The following is a 19,111-nucleotide window of genomic DNA, read 5'->3' on the forward strand; positions in this document are numbered from 1 at the left end:
TCTTACACTATTGCAACTTATGTTTCCTCACAACTATTTTTCCTGAAACTTCCTCTCTATAAATCATATACAGGTTGCCGTCTTTACCCCTAGCGAAACTCAAAGTGAGCGGACTAGCTATGGAAAAACCTTCTTCGCCAACTTTGATCCACGCACTTTCGTACTTCACTACGGTTGCCAGTTTCTCATTTGATCGATCATCATAAGAAACATAAGGAACACCGTAGTCGTCAACAGCGAGTCTTAACCTTCTATAATCGGACGTCGGTACCCTGCCCTCACCGACCTTTTCCCAATCCGTCCCGTTGTAGCTCGTCAGAACCCAAGAGCCAGGCGTTGAGTAAAGGACATAGGGCACGCCATCAGGAGCAACCGCAAACTCTGCTGGTTCCACAAGAGCTCTTACTTCTACGAGACCCAAGTTGCCGATATGCTCCCAAGCTTCATTCTCATATTTCGAAACTGTGATACGTGAACCTCGTCCGTTTATAGCAGGATTCCCTCTATCGATAAATTCGGACACATCGTTCATTACATATGGGATATTGTTTCTATCAAATTGGATAACTGGATTAAGCGCCTTCCCGCCAAGACTATCGCCGCCAGTTACGGAAACCCAACTATTCCCTTCGTATTTAACCACTCTCATTTCATACTTATTGCTGCTAATTAAATGATTATAAACCAGATAAAGCACGTTATTTTGGTCAAACGCAATATTTGAACCTTCCCCCGGAAGAGATCCGTTGCGGGCTATATCTTCCCACTCCGTGCCGTTATACTTCTGCACATATACGCCTTCGCCGCTGGACGAAGTCTGGTAAAGATTGTCCTCATTGTCAAAGACAAACCGCGTATAGCTCAACTTGTCACCCGTGCCTTGGTAGATGTTCTTCCACACGCCTCCTTCATATTTGTCCAGGCGCAGGTCATTCGATCGATAAGAAGCATACACCGTACCCTCACTGTCGGTTAACACTTGATAAGTTGTACTGCCTTCTAACAAACCACCTACGTTGAACCACGGTGTCACTGACCATTTTGCGTACAAGGTAAGGGATGCCGTCACTTCCGTGTCGAAATCATAAGCTTGCGTTCCGGCAATGTCGCTGTACCAACCATCGAACTTATAACCCTCCCATGTTGGCGTAGTCGGTACTATCGCTTTGCCGCCGGGGCTTACCATTTGGTTCTCTACATCCGACCCGCCGTTGCTGTCGAAGCTCACCGTGAGCTTGTTGGATGTCCACTTCGCGTATAATGTTAAGTTATTCGTCACTGGTGTCGTGAAGCTGTAAGCCTCGATCAGACCTGCATCACTGTACCAGCCGTTAAAAATATACCCTTCCTTTGTTGGAGCGGCTGGCTCTGTAGCTGTTCCGTTGTATTCCACCGTCTGGTCATCAACCACCGAACCTTCATTGCTGTCAAAGGTCACTGTATAGATCGCTGTCCATTTTGCGTACAACGTGATGTTTGTCGTCACCGATGTTGTGAAGCTGTAAGCTTGCGTACCGGCAAGGTCGCTGTACCAACCGCTGAACACATAGCCTTCGCGTATCGGTGCGGTAGGTTCTATAACCGTATCGCCCTCGTTCACGGACTGGCTGCTCACCAATGATCCGCCATTACTGCTGAAGTTCACAGTATAGCTGTTCTTCGTCCACTTCGCGTAGAGCGTTATATCTTCCATAACTCCTGCTGTAAAACCATAAGCAATCGTCAAGTCTATATCGCTGTACCAACCGTTAAACGTATAGCCTCCCCGTAAAGGAACGCCAGGAGCGGAAGCCACAGCGCCTTCGTTCACCGTTTTGGCATCTACGATCGACCCACCATTACTCTCAAAAGTCACCGTATAGGTATTCGGCACATAAACCGTCCACTTTGCGTACAACGTAAGATCCGTCGTCACTACTGCTGTTGTGAAGTCGTAAGGGGTGATCAGATCAATGTCGCTGTACCAACCACTGAATACGTAACCTTCGCGCTCCGGAGCGACTGGAGCTTCAGCCCTAGACCCTTCGTTCACCATCTGGCTCGTTACTATTGAGCCTTCGTTACTCTCGAAGCTCACCGTATAACGGAGCAGCCACTTCGCGTACAATGTAAGATCACCCGTCACCGGTGCCGCGAAGTCGTAGAGAGTCGTCAGGTCGCTGCCGCTGTACCAACCGCCGAAGACATAACCTTCATTTGTCGGTTCAACCGGTGTGCTGACCAAACTGCCATACCCTACCGTCTGGTTCTCCACTTCTTCCGCTCCGCCATTGCTGTTGAAGCTCACCGTATAAGCGTTCGTCGTCCACTGCGCGGTGAACATAATGCTTTCCCCAGGCATGGTTGTCGGAGGAGTTGGTGACCATCCTGTGAAGACATGCCCCTGCCAGATCGGTGTGCCCAGATAGAGCTGCGTCGTCGCTCCAAATGGAACTTCTACAACTTTGGTCTCTTGGCCGGAACCATTGTAATCGACCGTCAATGTATGAGCATCACGCTTATAATACAGCTTCAGAACCGTTTTTCCATTGCCGGTTATCTGACTTGTTAACACCGTTCCGGGAATATTTTCATCCAGTTTAAACCCAGCATAGGACCTTGGAGTTATATTCGTCAGATTGGCTTCTGTATCGGTAGCTCCGCGATACGTTTCCGTATCTGCCACCGTATAGGTGTCACTCGCCATATTCTGCTTCAAATACACGACTTGGTAAGGCGTATCTTCTTTGGCTGTCCATATTGCGGTATACTCCGTATTCGAAGTCGGCATCACGCTTGGCGCCTCCGGCGACCAACCGGCAAACGCATAACCCGGTCTTGTCGGCACCGGTATACGCCCCTCGATATTTCGGCCGGACGGTTCGGTTAAGGTGCTGCGCGGAGAGCCCGGATAGCTCAAATTAAAAGTGATAGTCGGACTCGTCGGATAATACTCAACCCTTACGACCGTCGAACCATCCCCCTTGATCAGGCGTCCGTATATTTCTCCGTTCGCATAACCTCGATCCTTGTATCGGTCAGAGTTGATGCGAATCTCCGTATCGGTCGTTCCTGTCAACAGTTCCTTATAATCCGGCGTAGTCGAAATCGACTTTCTTGTATTCGGGTCTATCAAATAATGCTCCACTGTATATGGCGTATTCTGGTTCGCTGTCCAGTGCGCATACAGTTGGTAATCATCCTTAGGCATGCGGCTCGGAATCGTTACCTTTGTTCCCCCTGTAGCTGCCGTATACCATCCGTCAAATGTATAGCCCGGATAGACCGGAGTAGGCACATTAACCGTTGCATTATAAACAAATGGAAGAACCTGAGTCGCGTTGCCGTTTCGTGGATCCAACTGGAGGATATATTCACCCTCCGTAACGCGCCACGTCAACGGTATCGTGCGCTTGAGCGTACGAGACGTGAATGAAAGCGGCGATCCTTTCCAAGTGATGACCAGATTACCCTTACTTACCGGAAGGCTGGTATTCACTACTTCGACCTTATTCGTACCCAAGTTATACCTGAAATTCGCATTGTCTACGTATATATCGAACCTTGAAGCACCAAACGCTTGAGTATCGGTATCGCCTGTTTTCAAATCGAACATACTCATCGAGAGCATCGACTGCGGTACATCAAGGGATGCCGCAACACCTGCCAGACCAAGCAAAAGATTCTTATCCTGCGGATAAGCGAAGTCGGAGACGTTGTATTGTTCACCAATCGTATATAGTGGCCACTCTTCATCAACCAGCCCCACGCTGCCCGAGAGCGCTCCATCACCCAACTGGGCACCGAGTTCGACCTCCAAATAGATACCGATCTCAACAAACAGAGCACCTAAAGACTTTGTAGATCTTACCCCGTTTGTATTTGTCAACTGATAGTAGAAGTAACCCCATAGATTGATATACACACCAGGTTCTACGGCAAGTCCAATACTATTTAATTTGACACTGCCAATCCCCGCTTTGACCTCCATATGAATGCCGGCTCGCAACCCGAGCGTCCCCATCACATAGAAGGTGAACTGGTAATCGCCGTCTCCCGGCAAGCTGACCGTATTGCTCGTACCACTAAAACTTAACACACGCAAGGTCACCGAGTAGCGCTTCGCCATCTTGTAGTAGAAATCTGCACCCATCGTTAAGTTAACCTGAGCACTGACTACAAACTCTGCTTCAAATTTGACTTCTACAATCCCGTAAGCCACGCGCACACTTTTTTCAAAGAGCTCTTTCTTGACCAAAGGAACCCATTCCGTATCTTGCTCCAACATCTCTTGGTACTGTTCTTTCAATTCCTCCGTATCCACAGAGGTACCTTGTACACCATCCATAGATGCTTTGATCTGTGTGGCGATGTCCTGTACCTGACCTAACCTGCCAGCTTTTTTCTCTCCGGCCCAGTTATTCAGTGCAGCCTGCAACTTATCGTGTTCAATGAGGGCCATCTCTGCTGTAATATTAAGCCCGGTATAGCTATAGGCATCCAGATTGGCAGTGATCACATAATCGTCGATGCTATACCAGTAAGGGATTCCCCACTTTTTCAGCCAATGCCCTTGCATATCACCATTAATGCCGAGATCCAGGCTCATTTCTTGAACGAATGTACTAGTCATATGGATAACCAGATCGCTGTCTTCATTAATATTCACGACGATATCGGCGCCAACTTGCAGTGTGGCGCTGACGCCGGAACTTCGGCCGTTAATATTCTTCAGTTTCGTCCCGAGTGAGGCAACGACCGTCAGGTTCTCTACGCTCACCCGGCTACTTTTGCCCGAAGCCAGGGAAGACTGAGCCTTGATCTGCTGAATTTCTTTCAAATCCTTGATATCCTTCGTTTCCATAGCTAGATCGGATAGATAATCTGCGGCTTGATCGACGAATCCGCTGTCTCTCGCTTGCTGCTCGATCTGCTCTTCAAGCTCCGCGATCTGCTCTTCCGATAACAGATCTTCGCCGTCAATTGCTTGCTTCTGATAGATGTTGAAGACATTCTCAATATCTTCAATCGTGGCGTCAGTATATTCGATGACGTCCATCTCAGCTTCAGGCGTAATCGAAGTGATACGTCCGTACCCAACGGTCTCAAAACCTGTTTCGGCGCCGAATTCACCTTTATAGAACCCGATAAAATCACCCACATCCACCGTGGTTAACTCATCCAAGCCGAAAGGCTCATACATGCTGTCGCTGTAGTTCATCTTGGTATGCTCAACTGTGATGGAGTTGTTGTTCGGATTTCCATCTGTGTCCGCTTGCTCACTCACCGGCAGAACATCCGCCTTGAGCAACACTTGCTTGATATCCGCATGATCGTAGGTATAGGTGCTTCCGTCTACCGCCGTAATCTGGACATAGGCCACATCGCCGTCGTCAGCGTCGGTGGTTTCTAACGTGCGTTGATCGGGACGAACCCCTTGATAGATGGCGACTGTATTGCCGACTTGAATCACGGTGCTGCCGGAATACACGAACGTTCCACTGCTCGCATTCGCCTCGGCAAGCGCATTTTCGCTACCGCCCACCGTCGTGGCAACTACCGAAATCGCTGGTGAACCCACCTCTGTGCCATTCAGCATCATATCCGTGACATCCGTGTACGGAAGGTAGATCATGTTCGGGTTCAGCGGAATGTCTAAAACCTCTTGCTTAGCGACACTAAACACGTAGATGCTTGTCGTCTCGTCTTGTCCTTGGAAGGACAACTTGTCATCCGTCAATGTAAGTTGATACGTATTACCTTCGACGAATTTTCCGTTTTCGGCTGCAGACGCTACCGTGAAGGCCCCGTTCCCGCCAGTGACGGTAATACCTGCGAAGTCGGGATTCGCCGTGTCTGTGAACGTCATACCCGCTTGGACCTCAGGTACTGTCAGATTGCCTGATGCATCGTGTACTGCAATCGTGAAGTCCGGTGCCACATCCAGCACCGAATAGCTTGGTGTGCTCTGTACGGCATTATCTATGCTATCTGTATACTTCGCATACAACTTCGTATCCGCACTTATCGCACTATCCTCTGCAAAGATGAGCGAGAAATCGCTATCTGTAAACCATCCTTGGAATATATATCCTTCTTTTGTTGGAGCCGGCAGGTTATTTAGCACCTGGCCTTTTCGTACCGTCTGCGCAGCAATCGCCGTGCCTCCGTTGCTCTCAAACGTGAGCGTATACGTAGTGGAACCCGTGCCGGGGTTACCCCCGTTATCTCCAGGCGTTCCTCCACCACTATTACCGCCGGGTGACGGCGTTGGCGTTGATGTCACCGGCGATGTCGGTGTTGGTGTCACCGGTTGTGCCGGTGTTGGTGTAGGCGTAACCGGCGTTTGATTCTGATTTTTCCACGCCTCTACAACCGCGTTGTTGCGCATGAAGAGAACCGCTGCTTCCGCGCGAGTCGCTTGCACAAGCGGGTTGAAGTTACCCTTTTCATCCCCGGTGAACACCCCGGCTTGCCACAGCTTGATGACCGCGCCAGCCGCCCAAGGCGATACATCCGCGAGATCGCCCGGCTCTGTCGTGACCGGATTTTCGGTCTGATAAGGAATCTGTTCGCTTTCGAAATATCGCAACGTCATCGTTGCCATCTGCTCCCGGGATACAGTGGCATTCGGCGAGTATTTTCCTCCGCCCGTACCGTCGGTAATTCCTTCCTTAACTGCCCATTCGACATATGGGGCATACCAACTGCCCGCTTGTACATCAGCAAAGCTAGAAGTAGAATAAGCTCCTGTATCTACCCCAGCCATTCGTCCGAGCGCTGTCACATACATGGCACGCGTCATCGTCCCTTTTGGCGAGAAGGTGCTGGCAGTCGTGCCACTAAATATCCCCTTCTCCTGCACCTGGATGACCGCATCGTGGAACCAGTCCGTCGGACTCACATCCTGGAACCCACTGGATTTGGTTACTGCTGTCTGCTGCATCGGCAGTTCAGCCGCTGCCGCCGACTGCGCCGGAAATACGGGCACAGCAGACACTATTAAGCTGATAACCAGCATCCACAATAGAATCTGTGAGCTCAACTTCCACAACCGTTTTGTTGCTTTCTTCACAATCATTCATCCCTTCTATGTATAAAACTAAAGAACCGACTTTCTAGAACCTGACAAAGAGCAGATTCATCATGGTTAAAGACACTTTCGTTAGGCAAAACTCAATACTCTTCTTGCTAACAACCGCAATGTAATGGATGCAGATTGGCTAATTCTATCGATTTTTCTCCTCGAATTCTATCATGCTAAATGAGCCGCTTGTGAATTATAAAGAAAACTTTAAGTAAGCAACAACTTGCAAGCGAGAACATCATCAACCAGCATCCTCGTAAATGTCTAAACTGGGAATCTGCTCAAGAAACCTTCATGGAAGCACTGTCTCACTCGGCTGGACAATCCGTCATATTAAAAAGGATGGGCAATAGGAGACTCCCCCTTGCCCAACCTCGGTATGCTAGTCTGTAATTCATTTTAGATGATTCGCGTCTAAACAATTCATATACCAAATTCGACTATATCGAACTACTCTCCCCCCAGCGCAGTCTTTGAGAAAGCGAAAAAATACTTCTATGCTTCTTGGATTTTAATGAGATAAAAGGCTCCTGCTGATTCTTCGCCACATTGTGGGCGATGTGCCGGAAGCGCAGTCCGTTTTCAAGCTCGGGATCAAGCGCAATCGGGATTCCTTTATGTACGGAACGTATAACTTCTACATCGCTATAGATCACGCCAATCACACCAATATTGAGAATATCGATGATATCCTCCATCTTTACCGTTGTCGAAGGGGTTTCCTGTCCGTCGGCCATATTAATGATGAGCTGTGGAGGAGCCGGAATCCTATCTTCTAATAATCCGATTACACGATCCGCGTCCTGAAGCGACGTACGATGAGGCGTAGTAACGACAATAGCCTCATCTGCCGCTAAAGATGTATTCCAGAATCCATTTTCAATGCCTGCCGGCGAATCGATCAGCACATAATCATAACCCTGGGCTATTTGCTGCACAACCTTGCGAAACACTTGCGGATCATCGTGATGCATCACGTCGTTACTACAGGAGATAAAGAACAAAGTGCTGATTCGCTTGTCTTTGACGATTACTTGATGCAAAGCACAACGACCGGTCAGGAAATCGGAAATATGATAGTTTACCCTATTGCTCAAACCAAGCGGGATATCCAGATTTCTCAATCCAAAATCAGCGTCAATCAGGCAAACCCTGTTCCCCGATAAGGCAAGGGCAGTCCCCAGATTAGCCGTCACCGTCGTCTTGCCAACTCCACCTTTCCCTGATGTGATACATATAACTCGTGCCATTGGAGCCACTTCCTTCTTTAAGTGCTAATGCGGGACAGCATGACAACTATTTCTTCACGTGTAATCGTTATATTGGACACTGTGATTTTATCATGGTGGATTAGCCTATTTGAGAAACCTAAAGAAAACTTTAAAATCGTGCTCACAATGCAAATCATTTTGAAGAGGATGGAAAAGCGCAGACTGGTGTTGAGGAATTCAATATCTTGAGTCGATTACGAAGCTAGTGGAAAGAACAAAAAATGGGCCAATAGCGTCAGTTACTGCTCCAACGCCATTTACCCATTTATAATAGACTACCCTTACTGCTATATTCATGCTTGTGATGTACTGTTAGAAACCAGCATATATCCGCTCCCCCGAACCGTAATGATTCGCTCGGGGTCGGCAGGGTCAGACTCAATTTTTTTGCGTAAATTACTGATATGTACAGCGACCGTTCTCGTATCCTCCAGACTTTCCATTCCCCAGATGATTTGAAACAACGTATCAACACTGACGACACGATTTACGTTTTGTGCCATATAGGACAGCAGACTGAACTCTTTTTTAGATAAAGAGATAGGCATACTCCCCATGTTGACGGACTGCGTATAGAAATCCAGTGTCAAACCCGGTAACTCCAGCAGTTGTCCCTTTCTGCCCGTTGCTACTCTGCGAAGGTGCGCCTTGATCTTGGCCATGAGCACTCCCGGACTGAACGGCTTGGTCACATAATCGTCGCCACCATAGGATAACGCGCTAATTTTCACTTCGTCTTCTTCCTGGCTGCTCAAAAACATGATCGGTGCGCTGGTGAAGTTACGCGCATTCCTGCACCAATCAATGCCGTTTTCATTAGCCAGCAATATATCCAGTACAATCAAATCGGGCTCGAACGATGCAAGCAGTTCCATCGCTTCTGTCCCGCTATGACTGTAGGTGGAGATAAACCCCTCCCGTTCGCAATACACCTGAACAATCTCGCATATATGAGGATCATCATCGACGATCATTATTTTGTGAGTGTCCATCCCATCATCCCCTTCCTTCATTGCCGATACAAGGAAGCGTTACATAGAAAGTCGCCCCCATCTTACCGTCGCTCTCCGCTCGAACTGTCCCTCCTTGTGCGAGTACGATTTCTCTGCAAATCGCTAGCCCTAGCCCACTGCCTTCTATTCCATTCCCCAAGCCCGGCCGATCGTATCTGTAATTACGTTCGAAGATTTGCTCAAGCTGATCCGGAGGAATACCCATGCCAGAATCCTGTATGCTAATGATCGCATGGCGAGTATGATTTATCTCTTCCACAGCTAGCGCAATACGCACCAGCCCTCCCCTGGAGGTGAACTTCATAGCGTTCGACACTAGGTTAAATAAGGCCTGCTCTACTCTTTTGGCATCCATCTCCACAACAGGCAAGTTAGGTTGCTGATCCTCCGCATCTCCGATATCCAGTATGAAATCTAATCCTACGTCACGCACAACCAGCTCATATTGTTCGAAAAAATCACGCAAGAAGGTAATCATCTGAACCGGCTCCATTCGGTACGAGACTTGTCCGGTCTCCAAATGCGACAAGAAAGACAACTCCTCGATCATGCGGTTAATTCTTATCGTGTTATCCCGGATATATTTCAGGTACTGTTCGTTACGTTCCGGCTTGACCCTATCCTGTATAGCTTCTACATACCCAAGCATGCTGGACAGCGGCATACGCAGATCATGCGTAATATATGCAAGAAGTTTCTTCCTCCCTTGTTCGGAGTGAAGCAGCTGGTCATACGAAGTGCGGAGATCATCATGAGCTGTAGATAAGGCCTGAGTTCGCTCCTGCACGGTCCGTTCCAGATTCATATTCATTTCGATCAGCTTGTCGTTAGCGTCCTGCAACTCACTTGATATTTTCTCCTCATTGGATGCTGTCCTCGTAAATCTCGAAGAAAGCAGAACCATCTGTGCCATCGTAAATATCAATAAGCCAAGCGGGGATGTATTTCCGATCAGCGACCAACCGTTGTAATATAAAAAATCGTTGACGACCGTGACCAAAGTAATCACCGACACCAGCAGGAAGATCAACGCTCCCTCCATACGTCGCACAGCCGCTTGAACCAGCCCGATCATCAGATAGACCATATGTAGAACAACCATAACACCGATCATCAACAGAAATTTCGTATATATAATTGCAGGGGTTACCACCACAAGGATACAGAATGCGCCAGTTACAATCCGGGTACCAAGACGAAACCATCGCGATACGTAATTCGGAAAAATGCAATCAAAATACATGGTGATGATATAACCGCTGAGGCAAAGAATCAGATATTCGATCTTGAACTGCGATTCCCAAGGAAAATGAGGCAACCATTGTGTAAAGATAAGTTCGCCGTTGAACAAGGATCGAATACCAAGCAGTACAGTAAACAGGCCAAAATATAATGGAGCTTTATCCTTACGTCGCAGCATGAACAACAGCAGATTATACAAACCGATCACTAGCAAACTTGCCGTGATGAACATATCCCTGGCAAGATTCAGATTGGTCTTGGTCGTTAGTACGTCACTGCCACCCAGCTCGATATCCTTGGTAATGCCGCCCCGATGATGTTGGAAGTTGGATACTTGCATGACCAGCTCTAACGTGTCGCTTTCAGGCTGAAAATACACCAGCTTTGTTTCCAGATGCGGGGTCACGTGGTTCTTGTCCTGACCTACCTCACCAACTTCCGCCAGCAGCTCGCCATTCACCCATAATTTGTACGCATGAAAAATGCTGGGCAGCCGCAGAGTAAGCCGCTCGTTTCGATCCTGCTCGCTTAGTTTAATCATCAGTCGATAGGTTGTATAGCCTGTACCACTCAGCCGCTGACCTTCTAACGGATAGCCTAGCCAGGAGCTCGGGATGCTGATCCAGTGGTCCTGATTTCCTTCCCTTGCCGAACGAACCCGTATGTCCTCAGGCGACAGTAGCTCTTGCCAGTAGAACGACCACTCCCCTGTTAACTTTTGCGGATTCGTACTGAGCTGAACCTGCCTTAAATCCAGAATACCTTTTTCACTTTGCAACTTAGGAGAGTCCGGCTCAGAGAGGACGACATAGCCTGCAACCAAGCCAACAATAACGGCAACAACGATATAAAACCACACCTTACGAGAACCGACTCGGAGAATTCCCCTCATGATGAATCCAACCCCAATCTCTAAAAGCGCAATAAGTAAGTTTATTTATCCAAATGATATCATCATTACAGGAGAATGTACCCTGCAAATTTCTAGGAAGAGACAAGAACAATCATCACGATGAAGCCCTTTTGACGACGCACGCTTAGCTGGACACACCCACAAAAAAGTACGCACTTTGAAGTGCGTACTTTTTTGAAGGAGCTTATTCGTAATGGACAATTCAAGTACAACCCCATGTGCCAGAATCACAGACACTTCATGAACTATAAAGAACTATTAATGATGTCTGCGAATGCATCCCTGTTGTACGTATCATCCTGAATGCGCCATTCGCCCTGATCCTGCAAAAAGGTGATATCGCCCGATAGCGGAATGGACTTGAACTCTTTGCCATCCTTATCCGTAAATTTCAGATCAAGCGTGTATTCCACCAGAATCCAGTCGCTCTTGCTATCTTTGATCTTGGTTTGTATATTTTCAGGATGCAGCTTCGCTTGTTCGATGTGTGCAACCTGAAGAGGCAAGACAATATATCGATTAGCCATGTAAGCCTCATAATTCCTGGAGGTCAGGAATGGCTTCATCGTCTCTCCTTTGGCCAATAACCCTTCCATCTCTAACGTATCCTCATAGTCCTTGCCATCCACAGTGAGTTCTGTTGTCTTATACTCCAGTGACATTTCGAGCGCTTGTTGCTGCTCCTCCGCAGTCGCCTTCTGGTCCCCCGTATCACTTGGCTGTTCCGTTGCTGGTGGAGTGACGGGTTCCGTGCTTTCCGCTGGTTCAGATGATGTACATCCCATTAACATGGCGGCGGAAAGAAATAATATACCCATCACATATGCCAACTTGCGCATGGTTAATCCCTCCCTTTCTCGTCAGTATTACTCTCAATTATCCCTTCAATAGGATATAATGTCCAGTTATTGGGCGCATCTGAACAGACACCCAGTGAATTACATCCATTGGGTGTCATCTTCATCATAGATTGTGTTATAGTCATCGGGAAGTGATTTGGAGGAGATAATAATGATGATCAAAATTACAAATGGACCAACTCTCGAAGGACAGCGCCTGCGGGTCCAATAACTGCGTGTTTCCTTCAACAATGAAGGTGTGAAAGCTATGTCAACTTATCAAGTCGTTCCTATGATCTATAATTCCAAGGAACAGATTGATGCTATTATTTTGCTCGAACAACAATGTAAACAGCTTGATTCGATTTATCTCAAGGCGGACCTTGACCATATCAGCAAAAAAGACGGGGACCATGCACTCCTCTGTTATCGTGATGGTGAATTGGTCGGACTTCTCAGTTGGTACCCTTCGGATGACGTAACCGGAAATATTAATGCCATCGTACATCCGCATTTTCGTCGCCAAGGTGTGTTTCTCCACTTACTGAAACGAGCCCTCCTAGACATGCAACCACAGGGAATCAACCAACTCAGTTATCGCGTTCCTCAGGGATTATCTCCGGGTGTTCATACTGCCCAATCCCTCGGAGCCATTTATGATCGTGCGGAGTACTCGATGCAACTTGTGAATGAGGTCCTTTCGGTTGTGGAGCCTCCTGAACTAACGTTGTCCTTGGCAGAAGCCGAGGATATGGAGTTTATGGTCACTTGCTCCTCCCAAGCCTTTGGAGATTCGGAGGACTGGACACGCGAGTACTTTATGCAAACAAATGAACCCAGCCGAGTCACCTATATTGCATGGCAGAATCAACTGCCTGTTGGGCTGGTACGGGTCAACTCCATTAATGCAACAACCGCATTTATTCATAACTTCTGTATCTTGCCTGCTTATCAGGGACAGAAACTGGGGCGCACTGCGCTTAGCATCCTGGTTGATCTCCTAAGGAAACAAAATTACACAGATATCCGCCTGTCTGTGGTTACCGAGAACAAACGCGCTTTGAATCTGTACCGCAGTGTTGGTTTTGAAGTAAATTCTGAGTATCACTATTTCAACGGTAGTTTATAAAAGGCAGTGGAGAGAGATATCGTTTTCCGCAAAGGGAGACGGTCTCTCTTTTTATATATTGGAGAATTGAAAAATCAATTTATAACCATCGAACGTTTGCCCGTACATCTCCCGATAGTTACCTTTGGTATAATTATTCACTGTTTTCCGCCAGAAAGATTGGCCAATCTTATTTTTCTCCGATGGATTGGTGAACAACTCCCAGTTTCCTATAAACATTCCGAAGATCGTCGATGCCGCGTGTTCAGCAACGCCTACACCTCGAAACGGCTGCATCAGAAAGAAGTCATGTACAAAGAAATTCGTGCCTTGTGAACAATATGGCGGAGTAGCTATGAACGCAAAACCTGCCGGTATGCCATCCACAATCATGAGGAACGGATAAAGACACTCCGGTTTTTCCCACCATATGTTCTGGACGTTATACTGATCCTGCAAAGTTATATAATCAGGACTTGGCTCAAAAATGCCATGTTCGTTCGGAGTATGCTCTCCACCCAGACCATAATGTCCGGATAGATCATGAAGGTATAGCGGGTACATATTTTTAATCACATACGCCTCGTCTTTATTCGTTAATTTCACTTCTATATTCATATTATTCATATTCACCAACCTTACCAGATGATTTAAGGAGTTATTTTCAAGAACTCTCAACGCATATCCTTGTACCGTCAAATGAATTGTACGCGTAATTAACAACCTCGAATATGTAAAAAAGCTTTAATAACTATTCTTTATTCTTACAGGAAAAAGCCACATTCGATTGCTCGAACATGGCTTTTATAGTTTCATCCCTTTTTGCAATACACAATTTTCTTGATGCTATCGATGGATAAACAGTATTGGTCCGCAAGCTTATCGATGGTTGTTCCGGCAGCAAAAAGCTGGCGGATCTCGTCGTTCCGCTCCCTGACAATCCTTCTGCCACCCGAATTCTCGCCCCACTTCTTGTGGGCATCCTTGGGCCTCGGAATATAGATCAAGCCACCAGAGATATGACGCTGTATTTCTTTGAGTAATTCTTCCGGGAAGATTGTATCCGCATTAATATATTTCACGTTGCTCCACTCCTTAAAAGTTAAAATCTTTAAGGCAGCAGAGTCGTACAATGAACACATTGGATATGCACTACAATGATATGGCGGAAAAGAATTTCAAGCTCTATGCAAACAACCGCCGTTGTTCATCACATGGACTCTGCATAGAGCGGGTCGTTAAATTTATTATGAATCGAATCATGGTAGCCCCCCATTCAGTTAATCTTATTCGTGCTGAAGAACTTTTAACTGTCTATACCATAATAAGGTTTACTTTCCCTAATGGCAAAATCTACACGTCGAATCTGTAATATACCCCTGTTAATTCTTCTGATACGCTCCATAGCTTGTTTGAAATGTTAGCGTCATATAATTTTTCGATGATCTTAGCGCTCTTGGGATAGCCCTTAGTGCCGCCCATACCGCTGGGAGCAATATACTCCCCTCCCGTGATCGTCGGATCTGCTACAGCATATAAGGTAGGTAATGCCCCCATATGTGCCGGTTGACTAATGATTTTCAAAAGACTGCGCATGAATATATTGGTCTGTTTCCCCGAACCAAAGGAAAATAGATTGGTATGCGAAATCCCTGGATGAGCGGCGATACTCATGGAATCAATATGGGCGGAATTAAATTTATTCTGCAGCTCTCTCGCAAACATCAGATTGGCTAGCTTGCTTTGACTGTAGAACTTCATGGGATTATATCCTTTGGAGCCATCTAAATTATTAAAATCAATCGCACCATTATGAGCTGCCATACTACTTACAGTGACAACTCTCGATTTCGGAGTAGAGATCAATCGAGGCAATAGTAGACCCGTAAGCGCAAAATGGCCTAGATGATTACTACCAAACTGTAATTCAAAGCCATCTTTCGTCAACTGGAAAGGAGGGTTCATAGTTCCTGCATTATTAACGAGAATGGACAAAGAATCGTATTGCTCAAGAAAAGCGGCTGCGAACTTACGGATACTAGCTAAATCGCTAAGGTCGAGCTGCATAACGATTACCTCTCCAGCTACATGCACAGACGACTTTATTTTATTAGCTGCCTTTTCACCTTTTTCCATATTACGAACTGCAAGGATAACTTTTGCGCCTTTTTCAGCTAACGCTAATGCCGTTTCATACCCTAACCCGCCGTTCGAACCTGTCACAATCACTACTTTATCGGATACAGTCGGGATGATGTCTTTAGTCCAAACTTCGCTCATTTGTCTACACACCTTTCTTATCTCTTCCTTGATACCCTAATATCCAGCGTTTGAAAGCTCTTATCCCCCACCATACTGGCTTAAACTCCGTTCCAGCATCCCTCTAACCTGCTGCTGCAGTTCGAGCGGAGACACCACCTTCACTTCCGGCCCATAGGAGAGTAACTTTCGTGCTGTAAAAGAAAACTCTTCAGGCGGAATCAGTCCGCGCCACTCATGGCCTTCAACTGACTTGAACAACACATCTGACGCAGCAATCCTTGCTCCAAATTCCGTGAATTGCAGCACCACTTCTACGCTTGCTCTATCTTCTTTGGCAGCTAGCCATGCCTTTAGACTTGGAACAGATTTATCCACTGATTCCATAACAACCAACTGCTGCATGCGATCCACCCGATACAACAATACACGATCCTTATTCCGGGCTGGCATGTACCAATGTCCCTGCTCATAGTAGATGCCATAGGGAAAGACCTGTACTTTTTTAGGACCACTGCGGGCATGATACATAAATTCCATTTCTCTCTTTTCTACCGCTGCACCCAATATCGCTGTTGTTAAAGGCTCGGAATGCCCACCGGGGTGCTGGACAAAGGTGATATGCTCTCTCATTCGCATAATGAGATCCTGTACATCTTCGGGTAAAGTAGAGAAGTATTGCTCAGCCAGATGCTCACGCATTGATCCATATGGAAAATCCGGTACTTGCTGTAGATATTCCAGCATCATAAACAGCCCTAATGCCTCCTGCTGTGTCAGTTGAAGGGGTGGCAAAATCCGATTGGGCAACACCTGGTATCCTCCGTTCACGCCAACTTCTGTGTACAAGGGAAAACCCAGCGCCTGCAATGCATCCAGATCGCGCTGGATCGTACGAACCGAAACGTCGAACCGTTCTGCCAGTTCCCGTGCAGTGAACTTCTGTCTGGAATCCATCAGGCGCATGATAGCCAGTTTCCGATGATTCATTTATTCAACATCCTAACTACGTCAACTTTTGTCATAGTTAAAGTGTATCATACATTTTAGAAGGGAGCGATGAACATGTCTGATAACAAAACAATTTTGTACATTGCTATGAGTTTGGATGGATATATCGCAAGACTGGACGGTTCGGTCGATTGGTTATTTGATGTGGAGGGTGATGGTGGAGACAACGGGTATGCTGCCTTTTATGAAACGATCGGTAGCGTTGTTATGGGACGTTATACGTATGAAGAGGTGCTCACACTTTCCGAAGAATTTCCCTATGCGGATCGCCCAACGTATGTGCTTTCCCGCTCGGAACAGCCGCCCGCTCCGCATGTACAGTTTACAACCGAGGAGGTAGATACGCTCATTCCCCGGTTAAAACAAACTTCTGATGGAGATGTGTGGATTGTGGGTGGCGGCATATTGGTTCAAGCTGTGTTAGCAAAAAAATTACTGGACGAGATTGAAGTCGCCATCATTCCCAAGATTCTTGGTGAAGGCATCCCCTTATTCCCGACAGGCACTGTGCTCAGCCAATTCAAAATGGTCCGGACCCAGACGCTCGGACAGATCATTTCGATTCGTTATGAGGTACAGAACAGCGGCCCAGCGGACACAATTTCGAATGTCTAGATAGTAGAAAAGGGAAAGACCATTCTTGTGATACATGGACACCATAAAGTTAGACACCATCTAACCATTGGGGTACCCGTTCATGAAAGAGTGGTCTTTCCATTACCATGTATCAAGTTATCCTATCATTCCTCGTACATATTCCGCTAACATCTCTGCCGTCCTACGGTGAGATAACTCGCCTGGATGGGTGCGTGCACCTACCGTCTCTTCGGTTGTATCAGGAAGCTGGATGATTGAGACCTTGCGGTCTCCTGTCCCCTTCGTAAACGCATCAACCGCGCGGTAGATGGCAGGCATCATGGGAAAACCAAGCATGCCATAAGCCCATACGAGTTGTGCATCTGGATTGTTTTTCCGAAGTTTGAACAGGAACCGTTCCACCGCTTTCTCAAAAGCGGTCAGATCCTCTTCATGATACGTACCGTCTTCGTTCAGCCGCTGCTTGTACACCTTGCCCGTGTCGGGGTCTTTCCACTCAGGTGACTGAAAGGCGCCCCCATCATTGCTACCCAGATTCACGACTACCACATCCGGCTGCCAGGAACTAAAATCATGCTGATCTCCTGCACCGAGCGCTTCGTTACGCTCACCAGTAAGCAAGCCACAGACCTGCTCGTAATACTCGGGGATGTTCCCCTTTGGATTGTTATCCCAACTTGTCAGCACACCCCAGCCACTTTGCGAGATGACCCGATACTCCGCATTCAATGCCTCTGCTGTCATAAACGTATAATTATGTATGGCGCTGAACCACATCGGAATCCAATCTTCCTCCGCTTTCGCTCCAATCGCACCTTCGCCAGATGTAATACTGTCACCAATGAACTCGATCTTGTACGGTTTTTCCTGCACAGGCAGGAACGCTCCATCCGATTTCACCGCATGAATCTGCAAGGCACAACCCGGGTCACCACTCATCGCTTGAACATCTTTGACGATCCGTACATTCTTCACCACATCTGCGTTCATACCTCGGAATACACAGACCCAGTACCTTCCCGCCGTTAACATCTGTCTGCTCACCGGAACACCGTTGATCAGAATGCTGATCCATGACTCATACATGTCATACTGCGACTCTACTTCAACCCATAGTTCGGATCCCTGTACATTGAGTTCAACTGCACTCCCCGTCCAAAATAACGTCAACGGCGATCGCTCTCCAGTTGTTCTGCCATGCACTTTAACATTTCCGATCTCAGGCAGAGCATATACCTTTAAATTCTCATTAGATATCACGGTGCAAACCTCCTACGTTTGGCTCAGATTATAAGCAGGCTCTCTACATGCCTCGGATGTACGCTTAACTGATATTATGCAACTTTTGAAGCGCTTCCTCTTTGTTTTTCAAAAAAAAAACATGCTTGCCATTGTTGCACTCATAGATAAAATCTCTCAAGCTCTTGCTGTTATGCCCATCGAAATCTCCCACAATAGCAAGCTTAACATGATAGTTTACGTATTTCTGCAAAATCTCACCTGCAAGCTTGGTTTTCAGTTCGAAGAACTCTTCCGTGATGTTGGATTTGTTGATAATGAGTTTATCGGCATCATCGCTATACTTTACCGAAGCCATCAAATCCAGTGCATCTTGAGCATTGTTGATGACGATGCCATCACTTTCAATAATGGCGACCTTGGAATTGCCTTGCTGATCAATGGTTATGTTCATTTCACTTTCTCCTCCTCTGAACATCGTTTCTTTATAATATCTCGTAGTTTTATAATAAAAAGCAATAATCGTAGAGTGCGTTCAATCATTAGCGTGATT

At 46.9% G+C, this 19,111-nt stretch carries 13 protein-coding genes; 2 read left to right on the forward strand and 11 right to left on the reverse strand.

Going from position 1 to position 19,111, the window contains the following annotated elements; genetic code table 11:
- Positions 1 to 7: 7 nt before the first annotated feature.
- The 5 genes from MKZ13_RS30565 to MKZ13_RS30585 all read right to left on the reverse strand — a co-directional run bounded on the left by MKZ13_RS30565 (position 8) and on the right by MKZ13_RS30585 (position 12,344).
- Entirely contained in the window at positions 8 to 7,054 is a 7,047-nt protein-coding gene (locus MKZ13_RS30565) for an InlB B-repeat-containing protein (protein WP_221820101.1), read from the reverse strand.
- A gap of 452 nt (positions 7,055 to 7,506) precedes the next feature.
- Positions 7,507 to 8,316 (reverse strand): septum site-determining protein MinD, encoded by an 810-nt coding sequence (gene minD / locus MKZ13_RS30570; protein WP_221820105.1) that lies wholly within the window; start codon positions 8,314 to 8,316, stop codon positions 7,507 to 7,509.
- Between the two features lie 314 nt (positions 8,317 to 8,630).
- Positions 8,631 to 9,329 carry a response regulator transcription factor gene (locus MKZ13_RS30575; RefSeq protein ID WP_339180681.1) on the reverse strand — a complete coding sequence of 233 codons (699 nt, stop codon included), beginning with the start codon at positions 9,327 to 9,329 and terminating at the stop codon, positions 8,631 to 8,633.
- Between the two features lie 4 nt (positions 9,330 to 9,333).
- Positions 9,334 to 11,484, reverse strand: coding sequence for an ATP-binding protein (locus tag MKZ13_RS30580; RefSeq protein WP_339180683.1), 2,151 nt, complete (start codon positions 11,482 to 11,484; stop codon positions 9,334 to 9,336).
- 266 nt (positions 11,485 to 11,750) lie between these two features.
- The gene (locus MKZ13_RS30585; protein WP_221820111.1) at positions 11,751 to 12,344 is read right to left on the reverse strand and encodes a hypothetical protein; all 594 of its coding nucleotides are present in this window, start codon (positions 12,342 to 12,344) and stop codon (positions 11,751 to 11,753) included.
- 268 nt (positions 12,345 to 12,612) lie between these two features.
- Here MKZ13_RS30585 and MKZ13_RS30590 point away from each other — a divergent pair, with 268 nt between their 5' ends.
- Entirely contained in the window at positions 12,613 to 13,473 is an 861-nt protein-coding gene (locus MKZ13_RS30590) for a GNAT family N-acetyltransferase (RefSeq protein ID WP_221820113.1), read from the forward strand.
- Between the two features lie 51 nt (positions 13,474 to 13,524).
- Here the strand turns inward: MKZ13_RS30590 and MKZ13_RS30595 are convergent, their stop codons facing one another.
- From MKZ13_RS30595 to MKZ13_RS30610, 4 genes are all read right to left on the reverse strand, one after another.
- Positions 13,525 to 14,079: a hypothetical protein gene (locus MKZ13_RS30595; protein ID WP_339180685.1), complete on the reverse strand. Its 555-nt coding sequence runs from the start codon at positions 14,077 to 14,079 to the stop codon at positions 13,525 to 13,527.
- Between the two features lie 185 nt (positions 14,080 to 14,264).
- Positions 14,265 to 14,534, reverse strand: a complete 270-nt coding sequence (locus MKZ13_RS30600; RefSeq protein ID WP_221820118.1) for a CD3324 family protein — start codon at positions 14,532 to 14,534, stop codon at positions 14,265 to 14,267.
- 271 nt (positions 14,535 to 14,805) lie between these two features.
- Positions 14,806 to 15,732 (reverse strand): oxidoreductase, encoded by a 927-nt coding sequence (locus tag MKZ13_RS30605; RefSeq protein ID WP_339180688.1) that lies wholly within the window; start codon positions 15,730 to 15,732, stop codon positions 14,806 to 14,808.
- 60 nt (positions 15,733 to 15,792) lie between these two features.
- A complete protein-coding gene (locus MKZ13_RS30610; protein WP_339180691.1) occupies positions 15,793 to 16,701 on the reverse strand; it encodes a YafY family protein in 909 nt (302 codons plus the stop codon).
- Between the two features lie 69 nt (positions 16,702 to 16,770).
- On the opposite strand from MKZ13_RS30610, the gene MKZ13_RS30615 reads away from it, so the two are divergent.
- Entirely contained in the window at positions 16,771 to 17,337 is a 567-nt protein-coding gene (locus MKZ13_RS30615; RefSeq protein ID WP_339180694.1) for a dihydrofolate reductase family protein, read from the forward strand.
- Positions 17,338 to 17,454: 117 nt separating this feature from the next.
- Here the strand turns inward: MKZ13_RS30615 and MKZ13_RS30620 are convergent, their stop codons facing one another.
- Both MKZ13_RS30620 and MKZ13_RS30625 read right to left on the reverse strand, forming a co-directional pair.
- Positions 17,455 to 18,579 carry an SGNH/GDSL hydrolase family protein gene (locus tag MKZ13_RS30620; protein WP_339180696.1) on the reverse strand — a complete coding sequence of 375 codons (1,125 nt, stop codon included), beginning with the start codon at positions 18,577 to 18,579 and terminating at the stop codon, positions 17,455 to 17,457.
- Positions 18,580 to 18,643: 64 nt separating this feature from the next.
- Positions 18,644 to 19,012 carry a DUF4180 domain-containing protein gene (locus MKZ13_RS30625; RefSeq protein ID WP_339180700.1) on the reverse strand — a complete coding sequence of 123 codons (369 nt, stop codon included), beginning with the start codon at positions 19,010 to 19,012 and terminating at the stop codon, positions 18,644 to 18,646.
- Between the last annotated feature and the right edge of the window lie 99 nt (positions 19,013 to 19,111).

Origin of the sequence: Paenibacillus sp. FSL R5-0701 (assembly GCF_037973995.1) — a bacterium.
In the GTDB taxonomy this organism is placed as follows: domain Bacteria; phylum Bacillota; class Bacilli; order Paenibacillales; family Paenibacillaceae; genus Paenibacillus.

Excerpts from the sequence above, each read along its gene's own strand:
- MKZ13_RS30610 (WP_339180691.1), bottom strand. The coding sequence starts at position 16,701 with ATGAATCATCGGAAACTGGCTATCATGCGCCTGATGGATTCCAGACAG.
- MKZ13_RS30605 (WP_339180688.1), bottom strand. The coding sequence starts at position 15,732 with ATGAGCGAAGTTTGGACTAAAGACATCATCCCGACTGTATCCGATAAA.
- MKZ13_RS30580 (WP_339180683.1), bottom strand. The coding sequence starts at position 11,484 with ATGAGGGGAATTCTCCGAGTCGGTTCTCGTAAGGTGTGGTTTTATATC.
- MKZ13_RS30595 (WP_339180685.1), bottom strand. The coding sequence starts at position 14,079 with ATGAATAATATGAATATAGAAGTGAAATTAACGAATAAAGACGAGGCG.
- MKZ13_RS30615 (WP_339180694.1), top strand. The coding sequence starts at position 16,771 with ATGAACATGTCTGATAACAAAACAATTTTGTACATTGCTATGAGTTTG.
- MKZ13_RS30585 (WP_221820111.1), bottom strand. The coding sequence starts at position 12,344 with ATGCGCAAGTTGGCATATGTGATGGGTATATTATTTCTTTCCGCCGCC.
- MKZ13_RS30625 (WP_339180700.1), bottom strand. The coding sequence starts at position 19,012 with ATGAACATAACCATTGATCAGCAAGGCAATTCCAAGGTCGCCATTATT.
- minD (WP_221820105.1), bottom strand. The coding sequence starts at position 8,316 with ATGGCACGAGTTATATGTATCACATCAGGGAAAGGTGGAGTTGGCAAG.
- MKZ13_RS30590 (WP_221820113.1), top strand. The coding sequence starts at position 12,613 with ATGTCAACTTATCAAGTCGTTCCTATGATCTATAATTCCAAGGAACAG.
- MKZ13_RS30575 (WP_339180681.1), bottom strand. The coding sequence starts at position 9,329 with ATGGACACTCACAAAATAATGATCGTCGATGATGATCCTCATATATGC.